This is a genomic window from Cupriavidus sp. CP313 (assembly GCF_054072015.1).
The window spans coordinates 125,032-143,218 of the sequence record NZ_JBSVZB010000002.1; the positions used below are offsets into that span (position 1 = coordinate 125,032).

Genomic DNA, 18,187 nt, shown 5'->3' on the forward strand with positions numbered 1-18,187 from the left:
GCGGCCCCGCATGCGCGCTGGCGCACATCGGGTCTGCGCGGGTGGCGCTGCGCTATCATGACAGCCTCTGCCCGCCCCCTCTCCGGCTCCGCACCCGCGCCACATGTGCCCCGGAAAGCCGCCATGCGCTTGCGTTTCCTCGAAGACCAGGAAGTCACCCTGTTCGCGGCCATCCCGGTCGGGATCGTCGCGGCCATTGCCACCACGCTGTTCAAGGAAGCGCTGGAGGGCGCGGGCGTCATCCTGTTTTCCAGCCATGCCGACGTGGTGGCCGTGTTTGCCACGCTGGCGCTGGCTTGGCGCGTGGTGGTGCCGGCCGTGGGCGGCGCGCTGGCGGGCGGCCTGCTGGTGCTGTCCAATCGCCTGGCCGGCAGCCACGGCGGCGCCACCGACTACATGGAAGCGGTGGCCAACGGCAGCGGCCGCCTGCCGGTGCGGATCACCTTGCTGCGCGCGCTCTCGTCGTTTTTCTCGATCGTCAGCGGCAGCTCGGTCGGCAAGGAAGGCGCGATGATCCAGCTGGCGGCGCTGTGCGGCTCGCTGTTCCCGTCGACCCGGCTGGAACGCGGCGGCGGCTCGAACATGCGCCGCATGCTGACCGCCTGCGGGGCCGCGGCGGGCCTTGCCACCGTCTATCACACCCCCTTCTCCGCCGCCGTCTTCGTTGCCGAAGTGGTGTTCGGGGCGCTCGCGGTGCAGCGCCTGATGCCGCTCTTCCTGGCTTCGGTGGCCGGCGCCATGGTCAGCCAGTGGCACGGCGGCCTGCAGCCGCTCTACCCGGGCCTGGATATCGCCCCCGACCTGCGCCCGCACATCCTGCTGGCCGCGGCGGCGCTGGGCGTGGCCGCCGGCATTGCGGGCGCGCTGTTCATGCGCGCGGCGGGCTTTGCGCGCAGCCGCTTTGCCGCGGTGCCTGGCGGCCCGGTGGCACGGCTGACGCTGGGCGGGGCGCTGGTCGGCGTGCTGGCGATGGCGGTGCCGGAGGTGGTCGGCAACGGCTATTCCACCATCCAGACCATCCTGCAGGAACAGCCGCTGAGCGTGCCGGTGGCCGGCGTGCTGCTGGCCAAGCTGGTGGCAACGGTGATCAGCATGGGCTCGGGGGCGGTCGGCGGCGTGTTCACGCCGTCGCTGTTCGTGGGGGCGGCGCTCGGGCAGTTGCTGGCCATCGGCATGCAGGGCACGGCGGCCGGTGCGGCGCCGCTGCTGCCGCTGGTGGGCATGAGTGCGTTCCTGGCGGCCACCAGCCAGGCGCCGCTGATGTCGGTGCTGATGGTGTTCGAGATGACGCTGGCGCCCGCGCTGCTGCTGCCGTCGATGATCGGCGCGGTGGCGGCGTACTACACCGCGTCACGCTGCCAGACGCTGTCGCTGTACAGCGTGATCGCCGAGCGCACGGAGGCCTCGGCCGCGGCCGAACATGCCCGCACGCTGACGCTGGCGGGCCTGTGCGACCCGACCGATACCGTACTCGACCCGAACGCTACCCTGGCGGCCGCAGCCGACAAGTTTGCCGAGACCGGCACGCGCTACCTCTATCTGGTCGAAGCGGATGGCCGCCTGCTGGGCGCGCTGTCGATCCACGCGCTGCAGCGCGCCCAGCGCGAGGGGGCCGCGGACGACGTGCTGGCGCTGGCCGAACGCGACTTCCCCGCGCTAACCCCGGATTCGCGGCTGCGCGATGCCCTGGCGGTGTTTGCCGAGCACGGCATCAACCGCATCCCGCTGGTGCGCGACAGCGCCAGCCGCGAGCTGATGGGCACGGTGTCCAAGCAGCGTGTGCTGCAAGAGGCATCCTGCCTGTTCTGAGCCCGGCCGCATCGCCGACACAGCCAGGCCGCCAGCGGGGTAAAATCACAGGTTGCGCCCGCCTTCGGGCCATTCCCGCCAACGCGTCGTCCCATTTGTCGGAGTTCTCCCCCATGCCAGCAGGTCGTGATGCGCGCCGCGAGGCGCCGGAGTCGGTCCAACCCAGGCGCGCCCGCAGGCTGTTGCCAACGCTGGCCTGCGCCGCCGCCCTGCTGCTCGGTGCGGCAAGCGCGATGGCCCAGCCGGTGCGGGTGATCCCGGACGATGCGCAGGCGGCCAGGCTCGTTATCGCCACGCCGTCTGCCGGTGCGCCGCAGACGGCCACGCTCGATGGCAAGACCGTCGGCGTGGCGCCCGGCCTGCGCCTGTTCGGCACCGACAACCAGTTGCTGGCCAGCGCCGCGGTGGCAGGCCAGAAGCTGCCGGTGCGGTACAGGCTGGACCTGTACGGCCAGCTGCTGACCGCGTGGGTGCTGAGCGAGCCGGAACAGAAGGCGCTGAAGAAAAAGTCGTAGTCCCCCGGAAGTGCGACCGGCGTGCCCCACGCGCCGGCCGTGTTGTTGCAACACCCTGATGCCCCCAGGTCAACCACTGAGATCGGCATATGAAGAAAGTTTTCGTCAAGACGTACGGCTGCCAGATGAACGAGTACGACTCTGGCAAGATGGTCGACGTCCTCAACGCCAGCCAGGGGCTGGAACCCACCGACAACGTCGAAGACGCCGACGTGATCCTGTTCAACACCTGCTCGGTGCGCGAGAAGGCGCAGGAGAAGGTGTTCTCGGAACTGGGCCGGATGAAGGCGCTCAAGGCCGTCAAACCCGACCTGGTGATCGGCGTGGGCGGTTGCGTGGCCAGCCAGGAAGGCGCCAGCATCGTCTCGCGCGCGCCGTATGTCGACGTGGTGTTCGGCCCGCAGACACTGCACCGCCTGCCCGACCTGATTGCGCGCCGCCAGCGCACCGGCCAGTCGCAGGTGGATATCTCCTTCCCCGAGATCGAGAAGTTCGACCACCTGCCGCCGGCGCGCGTGGAAGGCCCGAGTGCCTTCGTCTCGATCATGGAAGGCTGCTCCAAGTACTGCAGCTACTGCGTGGTGCCCTATACCCGCGGCGAGGAAGTGTCGCGCCCGTTCGAGGACGTGCTGGCCGAAGTTGCCGGCCTGGCCGAACAGGGCGTGCGTGAAGTCACGCTGCTGGGCCAGAACGTCAACGCCTACCGCGGCAAGATGGGCGACACCACCGAGATCGCCGACTTTGCGCTGCTGATCGAGTACGTGGCCGAGATCCCCGGCATCGAGCGCATCCGCTACACCACCAGCCACCCGAAGGAATTCACTTCGCGCCTGGTCGAGCTGTACGGCCGCTGCGACAAACTGGTCAACCACCTGCACCTGCCCGTGCAGCATGCGTCCGACCGCATCCTGATGGCGATGAAGCGCGGCTACAGCGTGCTGGAGTACAAGAGCATCATCCGCAAGCTGCGTGCGCTGCGCCCGGATATGTCGATGTCGTCGGACTTTATCGTCGGCTTCCCCGGCGAGACCGATGCCGACTTCGAGAAGCTGATGGCGATGATCGAGGAGATCGGCTACGACACCTCGTTCTCGTTCATCTTCAGCCCGCGACCCGGCACGCCGGCGGCCAACCTGCATGACGACACCCCGCACGAAGTCAAGCTGCGCCGGCTGCAGCGGCTGCAGGCCACCATCGAGGAAAACGTGCAGCGCATCAGCCAGAACATGGTCGGCACGGTGCAGCGCATCCTGGTGGAAGGCCCCGCGCGCAAGGATCCGACCGAGCTGCACGGCCGCACCGAGAACAACCGCGTGGTCAACTTCGCGCTGCCGGGTGTGCCCCAGGCCGGCCGCGACCGGCTGGTCGGCCAGCTGGTCGATGTCAGCATCACGCAGGCGTTCCCGCACTCGCTGCGCGGCGAGATCGTCGTTCGGCAGTAATCAGGCACCATCCAGCGAGGCCATCGCCAACTGATGAAAGTCCCATCCGCAGAATTCGTCGCTCCCAAGGACGACAACACCCGGCTGCAGAACCTGTGCGGGCCGCTCGACGAAAACCTGCGCCAGATCGAGCAGGCGCTCGACGTGACCATCCAGCGGCGCGGCCACCGCATGACGGTGCGCGGCAACAATGCGCAGGACACCGCGACGGCGCTGGAGCGCTTCTACAACCAGGCACGCACGCCGCTGTCGATCGACGACGTGCAGCTGGGCCTGGTGGAAACGCGCCAGCTGTCCGCACATGGCAGCTACCTGCCTGGCAACGGCGACGATGTCGAGGAGCGCGAGATCGGCGACGAATCGCCGGTGCTGCACACCCGCCGCCCCGGGCTGCAGGGCCGCACCGTGGCGCAGCGCGACTACCTGCGCAATATCCTGTCGCACGACCTGACCATGGGCATCGGCCCGGCCGGCACCGGCAAGACCTACCTGGCGGTGGCGTGCGCGGTCGATGCGCTCGAGCGCGATGCGGTCAAGCGCATCGTGCTGACGCGCCCGGCGGTGGAGGCCGGCGAGCGCCTGGGCTTCCTGCCCGGCGACCTGGCGCAGAAGGTCGACCCCTACCTGCGCCCGCTGTACGACGCCCTGTATGACCTGCTCGGCTTCGACCGCACGCAGAAGATGTTCGATCGGCAGATGATCGAGATCGCGCCGCTGGCCTATATGCGCGGGCGCACGCTGAACCATGCCTTCATCATCCTGGACGAGGCGCAGAACACCACGCCCGAGCAGATGAAGATGTTCCTCACGCGCATCGGCTTCGGCTCCAGGGCGGTGATCACCGGCGACATCACCCAGATCGACCTGCCCAAGGGGCAGAAGAGCGGCCTGGTGGAAGCGCAGCACGTGCTGCGCGACGTGCGCGGCATTGCCTGCACCCGCTTTACCAGCATCGACGTGGTGCGCCATCCGCTGGTGGCCCGCATCGTCGATGCCTATGAGGAATACCATGCCCAGCACAAGGACGCTTAATTGAAATCCCAGAAATCCAAGTCTTCCGCCGTGAGCCTGACCCTGTTCGACGGCGACGGCCGCGCGCGCAAGAGCGCCGCGCACGCGCTGCGCGTACAACTGCCCGACGGCCGCAGCCTGACGCTGGACCTGTCGCAGGCCGCCGACGGCGTGGTGGCGCTGCTGGCCGAGCATACTGATACCAACCAGCAGGCCGGCCTGCTGGTGCGCCCGGACAACCATGACTCACTGTCGGTGGCCGTGACCGCCACGCCAGTGGTCACCACCACGGGCACCCCGGCCACCCCGCCCGCCCTGGAACTCGAGATCCAGAACGGCGACGGCGTCGGCAAGCGCGCCGGCCTGCCGACGCGCCGCAAGATCGAGACCTGGGTCAAGTCGGCGCTGTATGCCGACGCGGCGCTGACTATCCGCTTTGTCGGCGAGGAAGAAGGCCGCACGCTGAACCGCACCTACCGCGGCAAGGACTACGCCACCAACGTGCTGACCTTTGCCTATGCGGAAAACGAAGATGACCCGGTCACGGGCGATGTCGTGCTGTGCTGCCCGGTGGTGGAAGCCGAGGCGCGCGAGCAGCGCAAACCGCTGGAAGCGCACTATGCGCACCTGATCGTGCACGGCGTGCTGCACGCGCAAGGCTACGAGCACGAGGAAGACGCCGAGGCCGAGGAAATGGAAGCGATCGAGACCGAGACGCTGCAGGCGCTGGGCTACGCCGATCCTTACCAGGGCGACCGCACCGCGTGATCCTCGCGTGATCCCTTTCTCACAGGCGGCGCCGACCGGGCGCCGCTTGCTGCACAAATCGTCTCAGGCCACCGCCCACCGTCACGGGACGGCCAGGCTTTTAGTGTATCCTTCAGACGATCTCCACCACGCGCTCGCCGCGAAATGAACGACCCTTATCCCAGTTCGAAGCCCGCTTACCTGAAGCAGGCCGATCGGCCCAGATCGCTTCTCGAACGCCTGTCAGACCTGATTTCCCCCGAGCCGGACACCCGCGCGGAATTGCTCGAAGTGCTCCAGGAAGCGCATGAGCGCAACCTGATCGACGCCGACTCGCTGTCGATGATCGAGGGCGTGTTCCAGGTCTCCGAACTGACCGCGGCCGACATCATGGTGCCGCGCGCGCAGATGGATATGGTCAATATCGCGGACGCCCCGGAGGCATTCATCCCCTTCATGCAGCAGACGGCGCACTCGCGCTTCCCGGTCTACGAAGGCAGCCGTGACAACATCATCGGCATCCTGCTGGCCAAGGACCTGCTGCGCTACTACACCGACCCCGCCTTCGACCTGCGCGAGACCCTGCGCCCGGCGGTGTTCATCCCCGAGTCCAAGCGCCTGAACATCCTGCTGCGCGACTTCCGCATCAACCGAAACCATATCGCCATGGTCGTCGACGAGTACGGCGGCGTGGCCGGCCTGGTGACGATCGAGGACGTGCTGGAGCAGATCGTGGGCGACATCGAGGATGAGTTCGACCTGGACGAAGACCAGGACAATATCCTGCCAATGCCCGACGGCAGCTGGCGCGTGCACGGCCTGACCGAGATCGCCCAGTTCAACGAGGCCTTCGGCACCGCCTTCTCCGACCACGACGTTGATACCGTGGGTGGGCTGCTGTCCAACCACGTGGGCCACGTGCCCCACCGCGGCGAGGTCATCACCCTGCCGCCGATCCGCTTCGAGGTGCTGCGCGCCGACGCGCGGCAGGTGCACCTGCTGCAGGTGCACCGAGAATCCAACGGCGACAACGCGGGCGCGGCCGGCGCATGAAGCGTTCGGCCCCGATCCTCAACGGCGCCGCCGCTGCCGACGCCGCCCCGACGGGCGTGCCTGGCACGCGCGCGCATTCGCGCACAGCGACCATGGCGCGGCTGCTGCTGGCCGGCGTGCTCGGCATCGCCCATACGCAAGCCTTCGCCCCCCATGACTGGTGGTGGCTGCAGATCCTGTCGCTGGCCGGCCTGGCCGCGCTGATGGCCGACGCGCCGCGCGCGCGCCTGGCCGCCGCCACTGGCTATGCCTTCGGGCTGGGCTGGTTCCTGTCCGGCATCTGGTGGCTCTATATCAGCATGCACGTCTACGGCGAGATGCCGGCGTGGATGGCCGCGCTCGCGGTGGTGCTGTTCTCGGGCTTCCTGTCGCTCTACCCGGCGCTGGCCGGCGCGCTGTGGCATCGGCTGACGGCGCGCCTGCCCAGGGCCACGCTGCTGGCGCCGCTGGCCTTCGGCGCTGCCTGGGGTCTCGCCGAATGGCTGCGCGGCGTGGTGTTTACCGGCTTCCCGTGGCTGTCGGGCGGGTATGCCCATACCGATGGCCCGCTGGCCGGCTTCGCGCCGCTGGTTGGCGTGTACGGCATCGGCGCCCTGGCAGCCGCGGTGGCGGCACTGCTGGCGGCTGCCGTACGCGGACTGGGCCGCGGCGAACGCGGCCGGGCGCTGGGCGCATTGGCACTGGCACTGGCCCTGCCCGCTGCGGGCGCCGCGCTGGCGCCGCTGGCCTGGACCACGCCCGCCGGCAAGCCGCTGTCGGTGCGGCTGCTGCAAGGCAACGTGGCCCAGGACATCAAGTTCGAGCCCGCCGGCATCCAGCGTTCGATCGAGCTGTACCGCGACATGATCACCGCCGCGCCGGCCGACCTCGTGGTCACGCCGGAAACCGCGTTCCCGGTCATCCTGCAAGAACTGCCGGTCGACGTGGCCGTGGCGGTGCGTGACTACGCGCTGGCCAGCGGCACCACGGTGCTGTTCGGCGCCGCCGGCGCCGACTCCCCGGTGGACTTCACCAACAGCGTCTTCGGCCTGGGCCCCGAGACCGAACGCCTGTACCGCTACAACAAGCACCACCTGGTGCCATTCGGCGAATTCATCCCGCTGGGGTTCCGCTGGTTCGTCGACATGATGAAGATGCCGCTGGGCGACTTCCGCCGCGGCGGGCTCGACCAGGCCTCGCTGCCGGTGCGCGGCGTGCGCGTGGCGCCCAATATCTGCTACGAGGATCTGTTCGGCGAGGAAATCGCGCAGACGCTGCGCCAGCAGCCGGCGCCGGCCAATATCCTCGCCAACCTGACCAACCTGGCGTGGTTCGGCGACACCATCGCGCTGGACCAGCACCTGCAGATCTCGCGCATGCGCGCGCTGGAAACGCGCCGGCCGATGCTGCGCTCGACCAATACCGGCATGACGGCGGTGGTGCGCCCGGACGGCTCGGTGCAGCAACGCCTGCCGACCTTCACGGTCGGCACGCTGGCGGCCGAGGTGCAGGGCATGCAGGGGCTGACGCCCTATATCCGCTGGGGGAACGCGCCGGCGCTGGCGCTGTTTGCGCTGGTGCTGGGGCTTGCTGCCTGGCGTGCGCGCAAGATGCGCGGTGCAGGCTGAAGGCACAGGTTGAAGCAAGCACCGGACGCGGCGGGATCGCCGCCGCCGTCCGGCGCTTGATTGCGGTGCCGGTTGTGGCGCCTCAGGTGAGCGCCAGCCGGTTCAGTTCAGCAGCCCGGTCGCCACGGACACGGTGGCCGCGGCGATCATGACCGCGATTGCGACCAGATATGGTTTGCGAGAAAGAAGTGCCATGATGCCAAGTCCCCATCAATCATCAGTTACCGACAGACGGCCCCTGCCCTACCAGCCAGCAGCCGGCCGTGCCCGCCATGCCGGCACGGACTGTCAACCGCAACGCTCTGAAACGGGTTGCTTACTCATACTGTATACAAAAACGTTATCGGCCAGCAGCGGCCAAACCTGAAATCCGCCTCAGTATTTTCCCGATGCGTTGCGTAGGGCCGACATTGGCAAGCATCCTCAGCCATCGGTGCGTGCCCTAGCCGGCCCCGCCAAACGGGGCGCCTTGCCAAAAAGCCGATAGAATTCAGGGTTTGGCAAAATCCGCATGCGCCGGCTCCGGCACGCGCTGCGCGGCCTGCATGCCGGGCGCCGCGACCGCGCCCGGGTGCCTCTACCTAGTCTTCATATGCTGACCTTCCAACAAATGATTCTGACCCTGCAGGCCTATTGGGACCGGCAGGGCTGCGCGCTGTTGCAACCCATCGATCTGGAGGTCGGCGCCGGCACATCCCACGTACACACCTTCCTGCGCGCGCTCGGCCCCGAGCCGTGGCGTGCCGCCTACGTGCAGCCGTCGCGCCGCCCCAAGGATGGCCGCTATGGCGAGAACCCCAACCGCCTGCAGCACTACTACCAGTACCAGGTGGTGCTCAAGCCAGCGCCGGAGAGCATCCTGGAGCTGTACCTGGGCTCGCTCGAGGCGCTTGGCCTGGACCTGAAGCAGAACGACATCCGCTTCGTCGAGGACGACTGGGAGAACCCCACGCTGGGCGCCTGGGGCCTGGGCTGGGAAGTCTGGCTCAACGGCATGGAAGTGACGCAGTTCACCTACTTCCAGCAGGTGGGCGGGATCGACTGCAAGCCTATCACCGGCGAGATCACCTACGGCATCGAACGCCTGGCGATGTACCTGCAGAGGGTCGAGAACGTCTTTGACCTGATCTGGACCGAGTGGGTCGAGAACGGCGAGACGCGCCGCCTGACCTACGGCGATGTGTACCACCAGAACGAAGTCGAGCAGTCGACCTACAACTTCGAGCACAGCAACACCGAGATCCTGTTCCGCCATTTCGCCGACCACGAAGGCGAGGCCAAGCGGCTGATGGGCAATGGCGAAGGGGCTGACGACGGCCAGACCGCCCGCACGCGCCTGGCGCTGCCCGCCTATGAGCAGGTGCTCAAGGCCGCCCACACCTTCAACCTGCTCGATGCGCGCGGCGCGATCTCGGTGACCGAGCGCGCGGCGTATATCGGCCGCATCCGCAACCTGTCGCGCCAGGTGGCGCAGGCCTACTACGACTCGCGCGAGGCCCTCGGCTTCCCGATGTGCGGCAACGGCGGAGCCCGGGCATGACGCGACTGGCGCGCAGCGCGTTGTGCTGCGCCATGGCGATCGCCGCGCTGGCCGCCGCCGGCAATGCCATCGGCGCGCGCGCACAGGCGGCACCCAGCGCGCAGGTCCTGCTGCTGCCGGCGGAACTGAGCAATGTGTGCGAAGCCGACCCGCAGGCGCTGCAACTGGCCATGGCACGCCAATGGCGCACGTCGCTGAACGCGCTCGACCAGTGGACGCAACTGGTGCGCTCGTTCTCGTGCGACCTGTCCGGCCAGCGCGACCTGGGCTGGCACCGCGTGCCGCTGCGCGCCTATGAAAGCGCGATCCGCTACCCGCTGACGTGGGTCGAGACGGAAACCCACAACGGCCGCACGCGCCGCAAGGTCAAGACGTACTACTCGGCTGCGCAGCTGCCGCCGAAGATCGATTTCTGGGTGGGCGGGCGCATCGACGAGATCCGCTACGACAAGCGCCTGCGCCGCATCGACGCACGCTTCCCGGCGGCAGGCAGCCGCGGCGGCAGCAACGGCGCGGCCAGCGCCGCGGCGGCCGCGCAATGCGCCTACACCACGCTGCAATTCCGGCAACAGAACGGCCTGTGGCTGCTGTCCGGAGTGGAACCTAATCTTTCGCCGCGCTGCTGACAAGCGGCGCGCGCTACAACCTGTTGGATACGATTCATGTCGCAACCCATGACCGACTCGCTGCTGATCGAACTGTTCACCGAAGAGCTGCCACCCAAGGCGCTGGCGCGCCTGGGCGACGCCTTCGCGCAGGGCCTGTTCGCCGGCCTGGGCGAGCGCGACCTGCTTGAGCCGGGCGCCACCGTGACGCCGTTCGCCACCCCGCGCCGCGTGGCCGCGCTGGTGTCGGGCGTGCGCCGCAGCGCGCCCGACCGCGAGCAGCGCGAGAAGGTCCTGCCGCTGTCGGTGGCGCTGGACGCCAAGGGCGAGCCCACCGCGCCGCTGGCCAAGAAGCTGGCCGCGCTGGCCAAGTCGGTCGGCGTCGCCGAGATTGACTGGCAGTCGCTGGAGCGCGCCTCCGACGGCAAGGCCGAGGCCTTCTTCTACCGCTATACCGCACGCGGCGCCGAACTGGCTGCCGCGGTGCAGGCAGCGCTGGAAGACACCATTGCGAAGCTGCCGATCCCCAAGGTCATGAGCTACCAGCGCCCGGACGGCAGCACGGTGCATTTCGTGCGCCCGGCGCACAGCCTGATCGCACTGTTCGGCGCCGAGATCCTGCCGGTGACGCTGCTGGGGCTGCAGGCCAGCAACCTGACCCAGGGCCACCGCTTCCTGTCGCATGGCGTGATCGAGATCGCGCATGCCAATGACTATGCGCAGCAGCTGGAATCCGCCGGCCGCGTGGTGGCCAGCTACGCCGAGCGCCGCGAGCGCATGCGCACCGCGCTGCTCAAGGAAGCCGGCGCCGACCAGGTGATCATGCCCGAGTCGCTGCTCGATGAAGTCAATTCGCTGGTGGAATGGCCGGTGGTCTATGCCTGCCATTTCGAGGAAGCCTTCCTGGCGGTGCCGCAGGAATGCCTGATCCTGACCATGCAGACCAACCAGAAGTACTTTGCGCTGACCGATGCCGACGGCCACCTGCGCAACCGCTTCCTGATCGTGTCGAACCTGGCCACCGAGACGCCGCAGTCGATCATCACCGGCAACGAGCGCGTGGTGCGCCCGCGCCTGGCCGATGCCAAGTTCTTCTTCGACCAGGACCGCAAGAAGACGCTGGCGTCGCGCGTGCCGCAGCTGGCCAGCGTGGTCTACCACAACAAGATCGGCACCCAGCTGGACCGCGTGCAGCGCCTGCAGCAGATCGCCGGCCATATCGCCGATGCGCTCAACGCCGCCGGCGTGCCCACCGACAAGGCCGCCGCGATGCGCGGCGCCGAACTGGCCAAGGCCGACCTGCTGACCGATATGGTCGGCGAGTTCCCCGAGCTGCAGGGCACCATGGGCACGTACTATGCCCGCCACGACGACGAAGCCGAAGACGTGGCACTGGCCTGCTCCGAACACTACCGTCCGCGCTTTGCCGGCGATGCGTTGCCCGCAGGCGCGGTCAGCACCGCCGTGGCGCTGGCCGACAAGCTCGAGACCCTGGTCGGGATCTGGGGCATCGGCCTGCAGCCCACCGGCGAGAAGGACCCGTTCGCGCTGCGCCGCCATGCGCTGGGTATCCTGCGCATGCTGATCGAAAAGCCGCTGGCGCTGTCGCTGTCGTCGCTGCTGGCGCTGACGCAGCAGGCCTTTGCCGGCATCGCTGCAGTCAAGCCGGCCCCCGAGGCAATCAGCGACTTCCTGTACGACCGCGTGCGCAGCTACCTGAAGGACAAGGGCTACACCACCAACGAAGTCGAGGCCGTGGTCAGCCTGCGCCCGGACCAGCTGCACGACATCCTGGGCCGCATGGAGGCAGTGCGCACCTTTGCCGCGCTGCCCGAGGCCGAGGCCCTGGCCGCCGCCAACAAGCGCATCACCAACATCCTGCGCAAGAACACAGAGCCGGTCGGCGCGGTCGATCCGGCGCTGTTCCGGGAAGAGGCCGAAGGCGCGCTGCACGCCGCCATCGAGCGCGTGCGCCCGGCCGTGGAAGCGGCCTTCGCCAGCGGCGATTTCACCGCCGCGCTGCGCGACCTGGCCCAGCTGCGCGATGCCGTCGACCGCTTCTTCAATGATGTGATGGTGATGGCCGAGGACGCGCAGCTGCGCGCCAACCGCCTGGCGCTGCTGGCTTCGCTGCATGCGATGGCCAACCGCGTGGCCGACATCTCCAAGCTGGCCGCCTGATCGCAGCCATCGCCGCCAGCCACCGGAGCCGCACATGCCGCAGACGCCGCCCAAGTTTGTCATCCTGGACCGCGACGGGGTGGTCAACCTCGACAGCGACCAGTTCATCAAGACGCCCGATGAATGGGTGCCGATCGACGGCAGCCTGGAGGCCATCGCCGCGCTGAACCAGGCCGGCTACCGCGTGGTGCTCGCCAGCAACCAGTCCGGCATCGGCCGCGGGCTGTTCGAGATGAGCGCGCTCAACGCCATGCACGAGAAGATGCACACGTTGCTCGCGCGCGCGGGCGGGCGCGTCGACGCGGTGTTCTTCTGCCCGCATACCGCCGCGGACGGTTGCGACTGCCGCAAGCCCAAGCCGGGCATGCTGGAGCAGATCAGCGAGCGCTTCGGCATCGAGCTCCGCGGCGTGCCCATCGTTGGCGATTCGTTGCGCGACCTGGAAGCCGGCGTGGCGATCGGCTGCGCGCCGCACCTGGTACGCAGCGGCAAGGGTCAGAAGACCCTCAACCAGGGCGGCCTGCCGCCGGGCACGCAGGTGCACGACGACCTGCGCGCGTTTGCGCGCTGGCTGACCGGCAACGGCGGCGTACAGCGCCCGCCCACTCATAGCGCCGGCTGACCGCCCGCATCCATTCCCTATTCGCGCCCCCCGCATGACGTTTCTCCGTTCCCTGTTGTTTGCGCTGTACCTGCTGGTGCTGACGCCGCCGTACGCGTGCGCCTGCTTCCTGGTGTTCCCGTTCATGAATGCCGACCAGCGCTTCCGCTTCGTGCGCGGCTGGCCCCTGCTGGTGATCTGGGCCGCGCGCGGCATCTGCGGCATCCAGTACCGCATCGAAGGCCATGAGCATATGGACGTGATGCTCGACAAGCCGGTGGTGCTGCTGTCCAAGCACCAGTCAGCCTGGGAAACCGTGGCCTACGTGGCGCTGATGCCCAAGCCGCTGTGCTTCGTGTTCAAGCGCGAGCTGCTGCTGGTGCCGTTCTTCGGCTGGGCGCTGGGCATGCTGAAGATGGTCCATATCAACCGCAGGGAAGGCATCCGCGCCTTCGCCTCGGCCGCGCGCCAGGGCCGCGATCGGCTGGCCGAAGGCGCCTGGATCATCATGTTCCCGGAAGGCACGCGCACGCCTTCGGGCCTGGAGAAGGCGCGCTACAAGAGCGGCGGCGCGCGCCTGGCGGTGGAAACCGGCGCCTGGGTGCTGCCGATGGCGGTCAACTCGGGCCGGGTGTGGCCGCGCAATTCGTTCCTGAAGCGCCCGGGCATGGTGACGATCTCGGTCGGCCCGGCGATCGCTTCGGCCAACAAGACCGCAGACCAGCTCAACCAGGAGGTGGCGGAATGGATCGAGCGCGACATGCGCCGCATCGATCCGCAGAGCTACCGGGGCGCGGCCCCGGGCGGGCCCGCCGCATGAAGCTGCTGCGACCCGACGCCGACGGCGCGCAGCTGGAGCTGCCGCTGGCGGAGTCCGCCCAGGCGCCGCAGCCTGCGGCCCCGCTTGCACAAGAGCCCCCGCAGCAGCCCGCATGGCCGGTGCCGCAACCCAACGCACGCCTGCTGCGTATCGGCGAACGGCCGCTGCACTACACGCTCAAGCGCTCGGCGCGCCGCACCATCGGCTTCACCATCGACGACCGCGGCCTGTCGATCACGGCGCCGCGCTGGGTCACGCTGGCGGACATCGAGTCGGCCATCCTGGAAAAACAGCGCTGGATCTTCAACAAGCTGGGCGAGTGGCGCCACCGCGAGTCGCGCCGCATCCTGCCCACGGTGCAATGGCGCGACGGCGCCAGCCTGCCCTTCCTGGGGCAGCCGCTGACGCTGTCGCTGGAGTCGCCGCTCGGCGCGCTGCTGTTCGATGCCGACCGCCGCGTGCTGCACCTGGCGCTGCCGGGCCATGCCGACGAGCAGCAGATCAAGGACCGCGTGCAGGGCTGGCTGCAGCAGCAGGCGCGCCGGCTGCTGGCCGAGCGGCTCGATATCTATGCTGACAAGCTGGGCGTGCGCCACACCGGCTTTGCGCTGACCTCGGCCGCCACGCGCTGGGGCAGCTGCACCGCCGACGGCAAGATCCGGCTGAACTGGCGCCTGATGCATTTCCCGCTGTCGATGATCGACTATGTCGCCGCGCACGAGCTGGCGCACCTGAGGGAAATGAACCACGGCCCGCGCTTCTGGCAGACCGTGGAATCGATCTTCCCCGAGTTCCGCGATGCGCGCGCGCAACTGCGGGCACACCCGCCCGAGCTGTTGCCGACCTTCTGAGCGGGCGGGAGCGGGCCGGTACGTTTCGGCCAAACGCACTAAAATGGCGCCTTCCTATACCTAAAACAGTTGAAGGCCCTCAAATGCGACTCCTCCACACCATGCTGCGCGTCGGCGACATGCAGCGCTCCATCGATTTCTACACCCGCGTGCTCGGCATGCAGCTGCTGCGCCAGAGCGACAACCCTGAGTACAAGTACCGCCTCGCCTTCGTCGGCTACGGCCCCGAGAGCGAGACCGCGGTGCTGGAGCTGACCTACAACTACGGCGTCGACCAATATGACCTGGGCACGGCCTACGGCCATATCGCGCTGGAAACCGACGATGCCGCGGCCGCCTGCGAGCGCATCCGCGCCGCCGGCGGCAAGGTCGCGCGCGAAGCCGGCCCGGTCAAGGGCGGCACCACCGTGATCGCCTTTGTCGAAGACCCGGACGGCTACAAGATCGAGCTGATCGAGCGCCATTCCACCCGCGACGCCAGCCGTCCCTGACGGACGCTGGCCATGAGCACGCAAACCCTGACCCGGCAGCCGCTCGACGGCATCGCCGTGGGCCTGATGGTGGTGCTGTGCGCCGCCTGGGGCCTGCAGCAGGTGGTGATCAAGGTCACCGCGCCGCTGATGGGCGCGGTGCTGCAGGCCGGCGTGCGCTCGGCGGTGGCGGCGTTGCTGGTGTTCGGTTTTGCCGCCTGGCGCGGCACGCCGCTGTGGCGGCGCGACGGCACGCTGAACGCGGGCTTGCTGGCCGGGCTGCTGTTCGGCGCGGAGTTCTTCTGCATCTTCGTCGGCCTGGGCCACACCACGGCCTCGCGCATGGCGGTGTTCCTGTACACCGCGCCGATCTTCACCGCGCTGGGACTGCATTTCGCGGTGCCGGGCGAGCGGTTGCACACCGGGCAATGGCTGGGCGTGGCACTCGCGTTTGCGGGCATGGCGCTGGCCTTTGCCGATGGCATTGCCGCGCCATCGGCGCAGGGCAGCACGCTGCTGGGCGATGCGCTTGGCATCCTCGCCGGCGCACTGTGGGCCGCCACCACCGTGGTGGTGCGCGCCAGCCCGCTGGCCAGCGCCCCGGCCAGCAAGACCCTGCTGTACCAGCTGGCGGTGTCCGCGGTGATGCTGCTGGCGATGGCGGTGGCCGCCGGCCAGACCGCAACCGTGCAGATCGACGGGGTGGTGCTGGCGAGCCTGTTCTACCAGTCAGTGCTGATCGCGTTTGCCAGCTACCTGGCCTGGTTCTGGCTGCTGCGGCGCTACCTGGCGTCGCGGCTGTCGGTGTTTTCCTTCCTGACGCCGCTGTTCGGGGTCGCCTTCGGCGTGGTGCTGATGCACGACGCGGTGGGCGCGCGCTTTGCCGTGGCGGCCGTGCTGGTGCTGGCGGGGATCGTGCTGGTCAATCGCCGCGCCTGAGCGGCGCGGCTACCGCAATACGGTGGCGGCCCGGAGCCGCCGCTTCCTGGCGCTCAGCGGCGTGCCTCGAACGAGAACATGCCGAGCGCGTCGCGCACTTCGTCCAGCGTCTGCTGGGTCAGTGCGCGCGCCTTCGCGGTGCCCTGGCGCAGGATGTCCAACACATAGTCCGGATCCTTGGCCAGTTCTTCGCGGCGCGCGCGGATCGGGGCCAGCATGTCCTGCAGGATGCCCTCGATGCGGCGCTTGAGCACCATGTCGCCCAGGCCGCCCTGCTGGTAGTGCTCCTTCAGCGCCTTGACTTCCTCGGTGTTGGGGTCGAACGCATCCAGGTAGGTGAACACCACGTTGCCCTCGACCTGGCCCGGGTCCGACACGCGCAGGTGGTTGGGGTCGGTGTACATGCTGTGCACCGCGGCCTTGATCTGCTCGGGCGAGGCCCCCAGCGCGATCGCGTTGCCCAGCGACTTGCTCATCTTGGCCTTGCCGTCCACGCCAGGCAGGCGGCCGAACTCGGGGATCAGGGCCTTGCATTCGGGCAGCACTTCGCGGCCGACCTGGTGGTTGATGCGGCGCACGATCTCGTTGGTCTGCTCGATCAGCGGCGCCTGGTCTTCGCCCACCGGCACCACGTGGGCCTTGAAGGCAGTGATGTCCGCGGCCTGCGATGCCGGGTAGCACAGGAAGCCGGCCGGGATGTCACGGCCAAAGCCACGCGCCTGGATCTCGTCCTTGATGGTCGGGTTGCGCTCAAGCCGCGCCACCGTGACGAAGTTCAGGTACATCAGCGTCAGCTCGGCCAGCGCCGGCAGGTGCGACTGCACGGTGATGGTGGTCTTGGCCGGGTCGATACCGACGGCCAGGTAGTCCAGCGCCACTTCCAGCACGTTGCGGCGCACCTTGTCGGGATCGTGCGCGTTGTCGGTCATGGCCTGGGTGTCGGCCAGCAGCACGTATTGCTCATGCGAGTCCTGCAGCGCCACGCGGCTCTTCAGCGAGCCGACATAGTGGCCAAGGTGCAGCGGGCCGGTGGGACGGTCGCCGGTCAGGATCACGGGACGCCGGTTGGTTTGGGTCTGGGCTGTCATGGGACGGTCTTGCACGAAATAGTCGCGGGAAATTCGGAATTCGGGATGCGCGGGCCTCAGGCGGCCTGTCCGGCCTGGCCGGATGGCGTACCACCCAGGCGCCGGGCCAGTTCGACATACTCGCCGACGGGCACTTCCTCGGCGCGGCGGCCAAGGTCGAAGCCCATCGCATCGAAGTCGACCTGGTCGCGCAGGAACGAGAGCGTGTTGCGCAGCACCTTGCGCCGCTGCGAGAACGCCGCGGTGACCACGTCGCCCAGCACGGTGATGTCGCAATCGGCATGCGGCGAACGCAGCCGGCCGTCGCTGTGGCGCGGCCACGGGATCATGCGGACCACGGCGGAATCGACCTTGGGCGGCGGGTTGAAGGCGCCCGGCGGCACGTCCAGCACGTGTTCCATGTAGTAGCGGACCTGCAGCATGATCGAGAGCCGGCCGAAGGCCTTGCTGCCGGGCTCGGCCACCATGCGCTCCACCACCTCTTTCTGCAGCATGAAGTGCTGGTCGCGCACCTGGTCGGCGAAGTCCATCAGGTGGAACAGCAGCGGGCTGGAGATGTTGTATGGCAGGTTGCCGACGATGCGCAGCGGGCGGCCTGGCACGGCGAGCTTGTCGAAATCAAACGCCAGCGCATCGCCGGCGTGGACCTGCAGGCGCTCGCCATAGCGGCGGCGCAGGCGCTCGACCAGGTCGCGGTCCAGCTCCACCACCTGCATCTGCGGGATCCGTTCGAGCAGCGGGTCGGTCAGCGCGCCCAGGCCGGGCCCGATCTCGACCAGCACGTCGTCGGCCTGCGGGCTGATGGCATTGACGATGCCGTGGATGATGGTGTCGTCGACCAGGAAGTTCTGCCCGAATCGTTTGCGGGCCACATGGCCCTGGTGCACGTTTGAACGCATGGGTTATTC

The 18,187-nt window shown here is 68.5% G+C and carries 17 protein-coding genes; 15 read left to right on the forward strand and 2 right to left on the reverse strand.

Annotated elements, in window-relative coordinates; all coding sequences use genetic code 11:
• The first annotated feature begins 123 nt into the window (after nucleotides 1-123).
• The 15 genes from ACW4E8_RS02780 (at nucleotide 124) to ACW4E8_RS02850 (ending at nucleotide 16,191) form a co-directional block, all read left to right on the forward strand.
• Nucleotides 124-1,809, forward strand: a complete 1,686-nt coding sequence (locus ACW4E8_RS02780; protein ID WP_456803124.1) for a ClcB-like voltage-gated chloride channel protein — start codon at nucleotides 124-126, stop codon at nucleotides 1,807-1,809.
• Nucleotides 1,810-1,922: 113 nt separating this feature from the next.
• Complete coding sequence (locus tag ACW4E8_RS02785; RefSeq protein ID WP_456803125.1) at nucleotides 1,923-2,324, forward strand: hypothetical protein; 402 nt, start codon at nucleotides 1,923-1,925, stop codon at nucleotides 2,322-2,324.
• An 89-nt stretch (nucleotides 2,325-2,413) separates the two neighbouring features.
• Nucleotides 2,414-3,766 (forward strand): tRNA (N6-isopentenyl adenosine(37)-C2)-methylthiotransferase MiaB, encoded by a 1,353-nt coding sequence (gene miaB, locus ACW4E8_RS02790; RefSeq protein ID WP_456803126.1) that lies wholly within the window; start codon nucleotides 2,414-2,416, stop codon nucleotides 3,764-3,766.
• Nucleotides 3,767-3,799: 33 nt separating this feature from the next.
• A complete protein-coding gene (locus tag ACW4E8_RS02795; RefSeq protein ID WP_456803127.1) occupies nucleotides 3,800-4,798 on the forward strand; it encodes a PhoH family protein in 999 nt (332 codons plus the stop codon).
• Nucleotides 4,799-5,545, forward strand: a complete 747-nt coding sequence (ybeY, locus tag ACW4E8_RS02800; protein ID WP_456803128.1) for an rRNA maturation RNase YbeY — start codon at nucleotides 4,799-4,801, stop codon at nucleotides 5,543-5,545.
• 144 nt (nucleotides 5,546-5,689) lie between these two features.
• Nucleotides 5,690-6,577 carry an HlyC/CorC family transporter gene (locus tag ACW4E8_RS02805; RefSeq protein ID WP_456803129.1) on the forward strand — a complete coding sequence of 296 codons (888 nt, stop codon included), beginning with the start codon at nucleotides 5,690-5,692 and terminating at the stop codon, nucleotides 6,575-6,577.
• Nucleotides 6,574-8,184, forward strand: a complete 1,611-nt coding sequence (gene lnt, locus ACW4E8_RS02810) for an apolipoprotein N-acyltransferase (RefSeq protein WP_456803130.1) — start codon at nucleotides 6,574-6,576, stop codon at nucleotides 8,182-8,184. The genes ACW4E8_RS02805 and lnt overlap by 4 nt, the downstream gene beginning before the upstream one ends.
• A 592-nt stretch (nucleotides 8,185-8,776) precedes the next feature.
• Nucleotides 8,777-9,724 (forward strand): glycine--tRNA ligase subunit alpha, encoded by a 948-nt coding sequence (gene glyQ / locus ACW4E8_RS02815; protein WP_456803131.1) that lies wholly within the window; start codon nucleotides 8,777-8,779, stop codon nucleotides 9,722-9,724.
• Nucleotides 9,721-10,350: a hypothetical protein gene (locus ACW4E8_RS02820; RefSeq protein WP_456803132.1), complete on the forward strand. Its 630-nt coding sequence runs from the start codon at nucleotides 9,721-9,723 to the stop codon at nucleotides 10,348-10,350. Before glyQ ends, ACW4E8_RS02820 begins: the two co-directional genes overlap by 4 nt.
• Before the next feature lie 36 nt (nucleotides 10,351-10,386).
• Nucleotides 10,387-12,510, forward strand: coding sequence for a glycine--tRNA ligase subunit beta (glyS, locus tag ACW4E8_RS02825; protein WP_456803133.1), 2,124 nt, complete (start codon nucleotides 10,387-10,389; stop codon nucleotides 12,508-12,510).
• A 34-nt stretch (nucleotides 12,511-12,544) separates the two neighbouring features.
• The gene (gene gmhB / locus ACW4E8_RS02830) at nucleotides 12,545-13,132 is read left to right on the forward strand and encodes a D-glycero-beta-D-manno-heptose 1,7-bisphosphate 7-phosphatase (protein ID WP_456803134.1); all 588 of its coding nucleotides are present in this window, start codon (nucleotides 12,545-12,547) and stop codon (nucleotides 13,130-13,132) included.
• 34 nt (nucleotides 13,133-13,166) lie between these two features.
• The gene (locus ACW4E8_RS02835) at nucleotides 13,167-13,931 is read left to right on the forward strand and encodes a lysophospholipid acyltransferase family protein (RefSeq protein WP_456803135.1); all 765 of its coding nucleotides are present in this window, start codon (nucleotides 13,167-13,169) and stop codon (nucleotides 13,929-13,931) included.
• On the forward strand, nucleotides 13,928-14,782 hold the full coding sequence (locus tag ACW4E8_RS02840) for a M48 family metallopeptidase (RefSeq protein WP_456803136.1): 855 nt from the start codon (nucleotides 13,928-13,930) through the stop codon (nucleotides 14,780-14,782). The genes ACW4E8_RS02835 and ACW4E8_RS02840 overlap by 4 nt, the downstream gene beginning before the upstream one ends.
• 83 nt (nucleotides 14,783-14,865) lie before the next feature.
• Nucleotides 14,866-15,273 carry a lactoylglutathione lyase gene (gloA, locus tag ACW4E8_RS02845; RefSeq protein ID WP_340519958.1) on the forward strand — a complete coding sequence of 136 codons (408 nt, stop codon included), beginning with the start codon at nucleotides 14,866-14,868 and terminating at the stop codon, nucleotides 15,271-15,273.
• A 12-nt stretch (nucleotides 15,274-15,285) separates the two neighbouring features.
• Nucleotides 15,286-16,191, forward strand: coding sequence for a DMT family transporter (locus tag ACW4E8_RS02850; protein ID WP_456803137.1), 906 nt, complete (start codon nucleotides 15,286-15,288; stop codon nucleotides 16,189-16,191).
• 53 nt (nucleotides 16,192-16,244) lie between these two features.
• Here the strand turns inward: ACW4E8_RS02850 and trpS are convergent, their stop codons facing one another.
• Nucleotides 16,245-17,279: a tryptophan--tRNA ligase gene (gene trpS / locus ACW4E8_RS02855; protein WP_456803138.1), complete on the reverse strand. Its 1,035-nt coding sequence runs from the start codon at nucleotides 17,277-17,279 to the stop codon at nucleotides 16,245-16,247.
• A gap of 56 nt (nucleotides 17,280-17,335) precedes the next feature.
• The gene (gene rsmA, locus ACW4E8_RS02860) at nucleotides 17,336-18,178 is read right to left on the reverse strand and encodes a 16S rRNA (adenine(1518)-N(6)/adenine(1519)-N(6))-dimethyltransferase RsmA (RefSeq protein ID WP_018312802.1); all 843 of its coding nucleotides are present in this window, start codon (nucleotides 18,176-18,178) and stop codon (nucleotides 17,336-17,338) included.
• Nucleotides 18,179-18,187 lie beyond the last annotated feature (9 nt).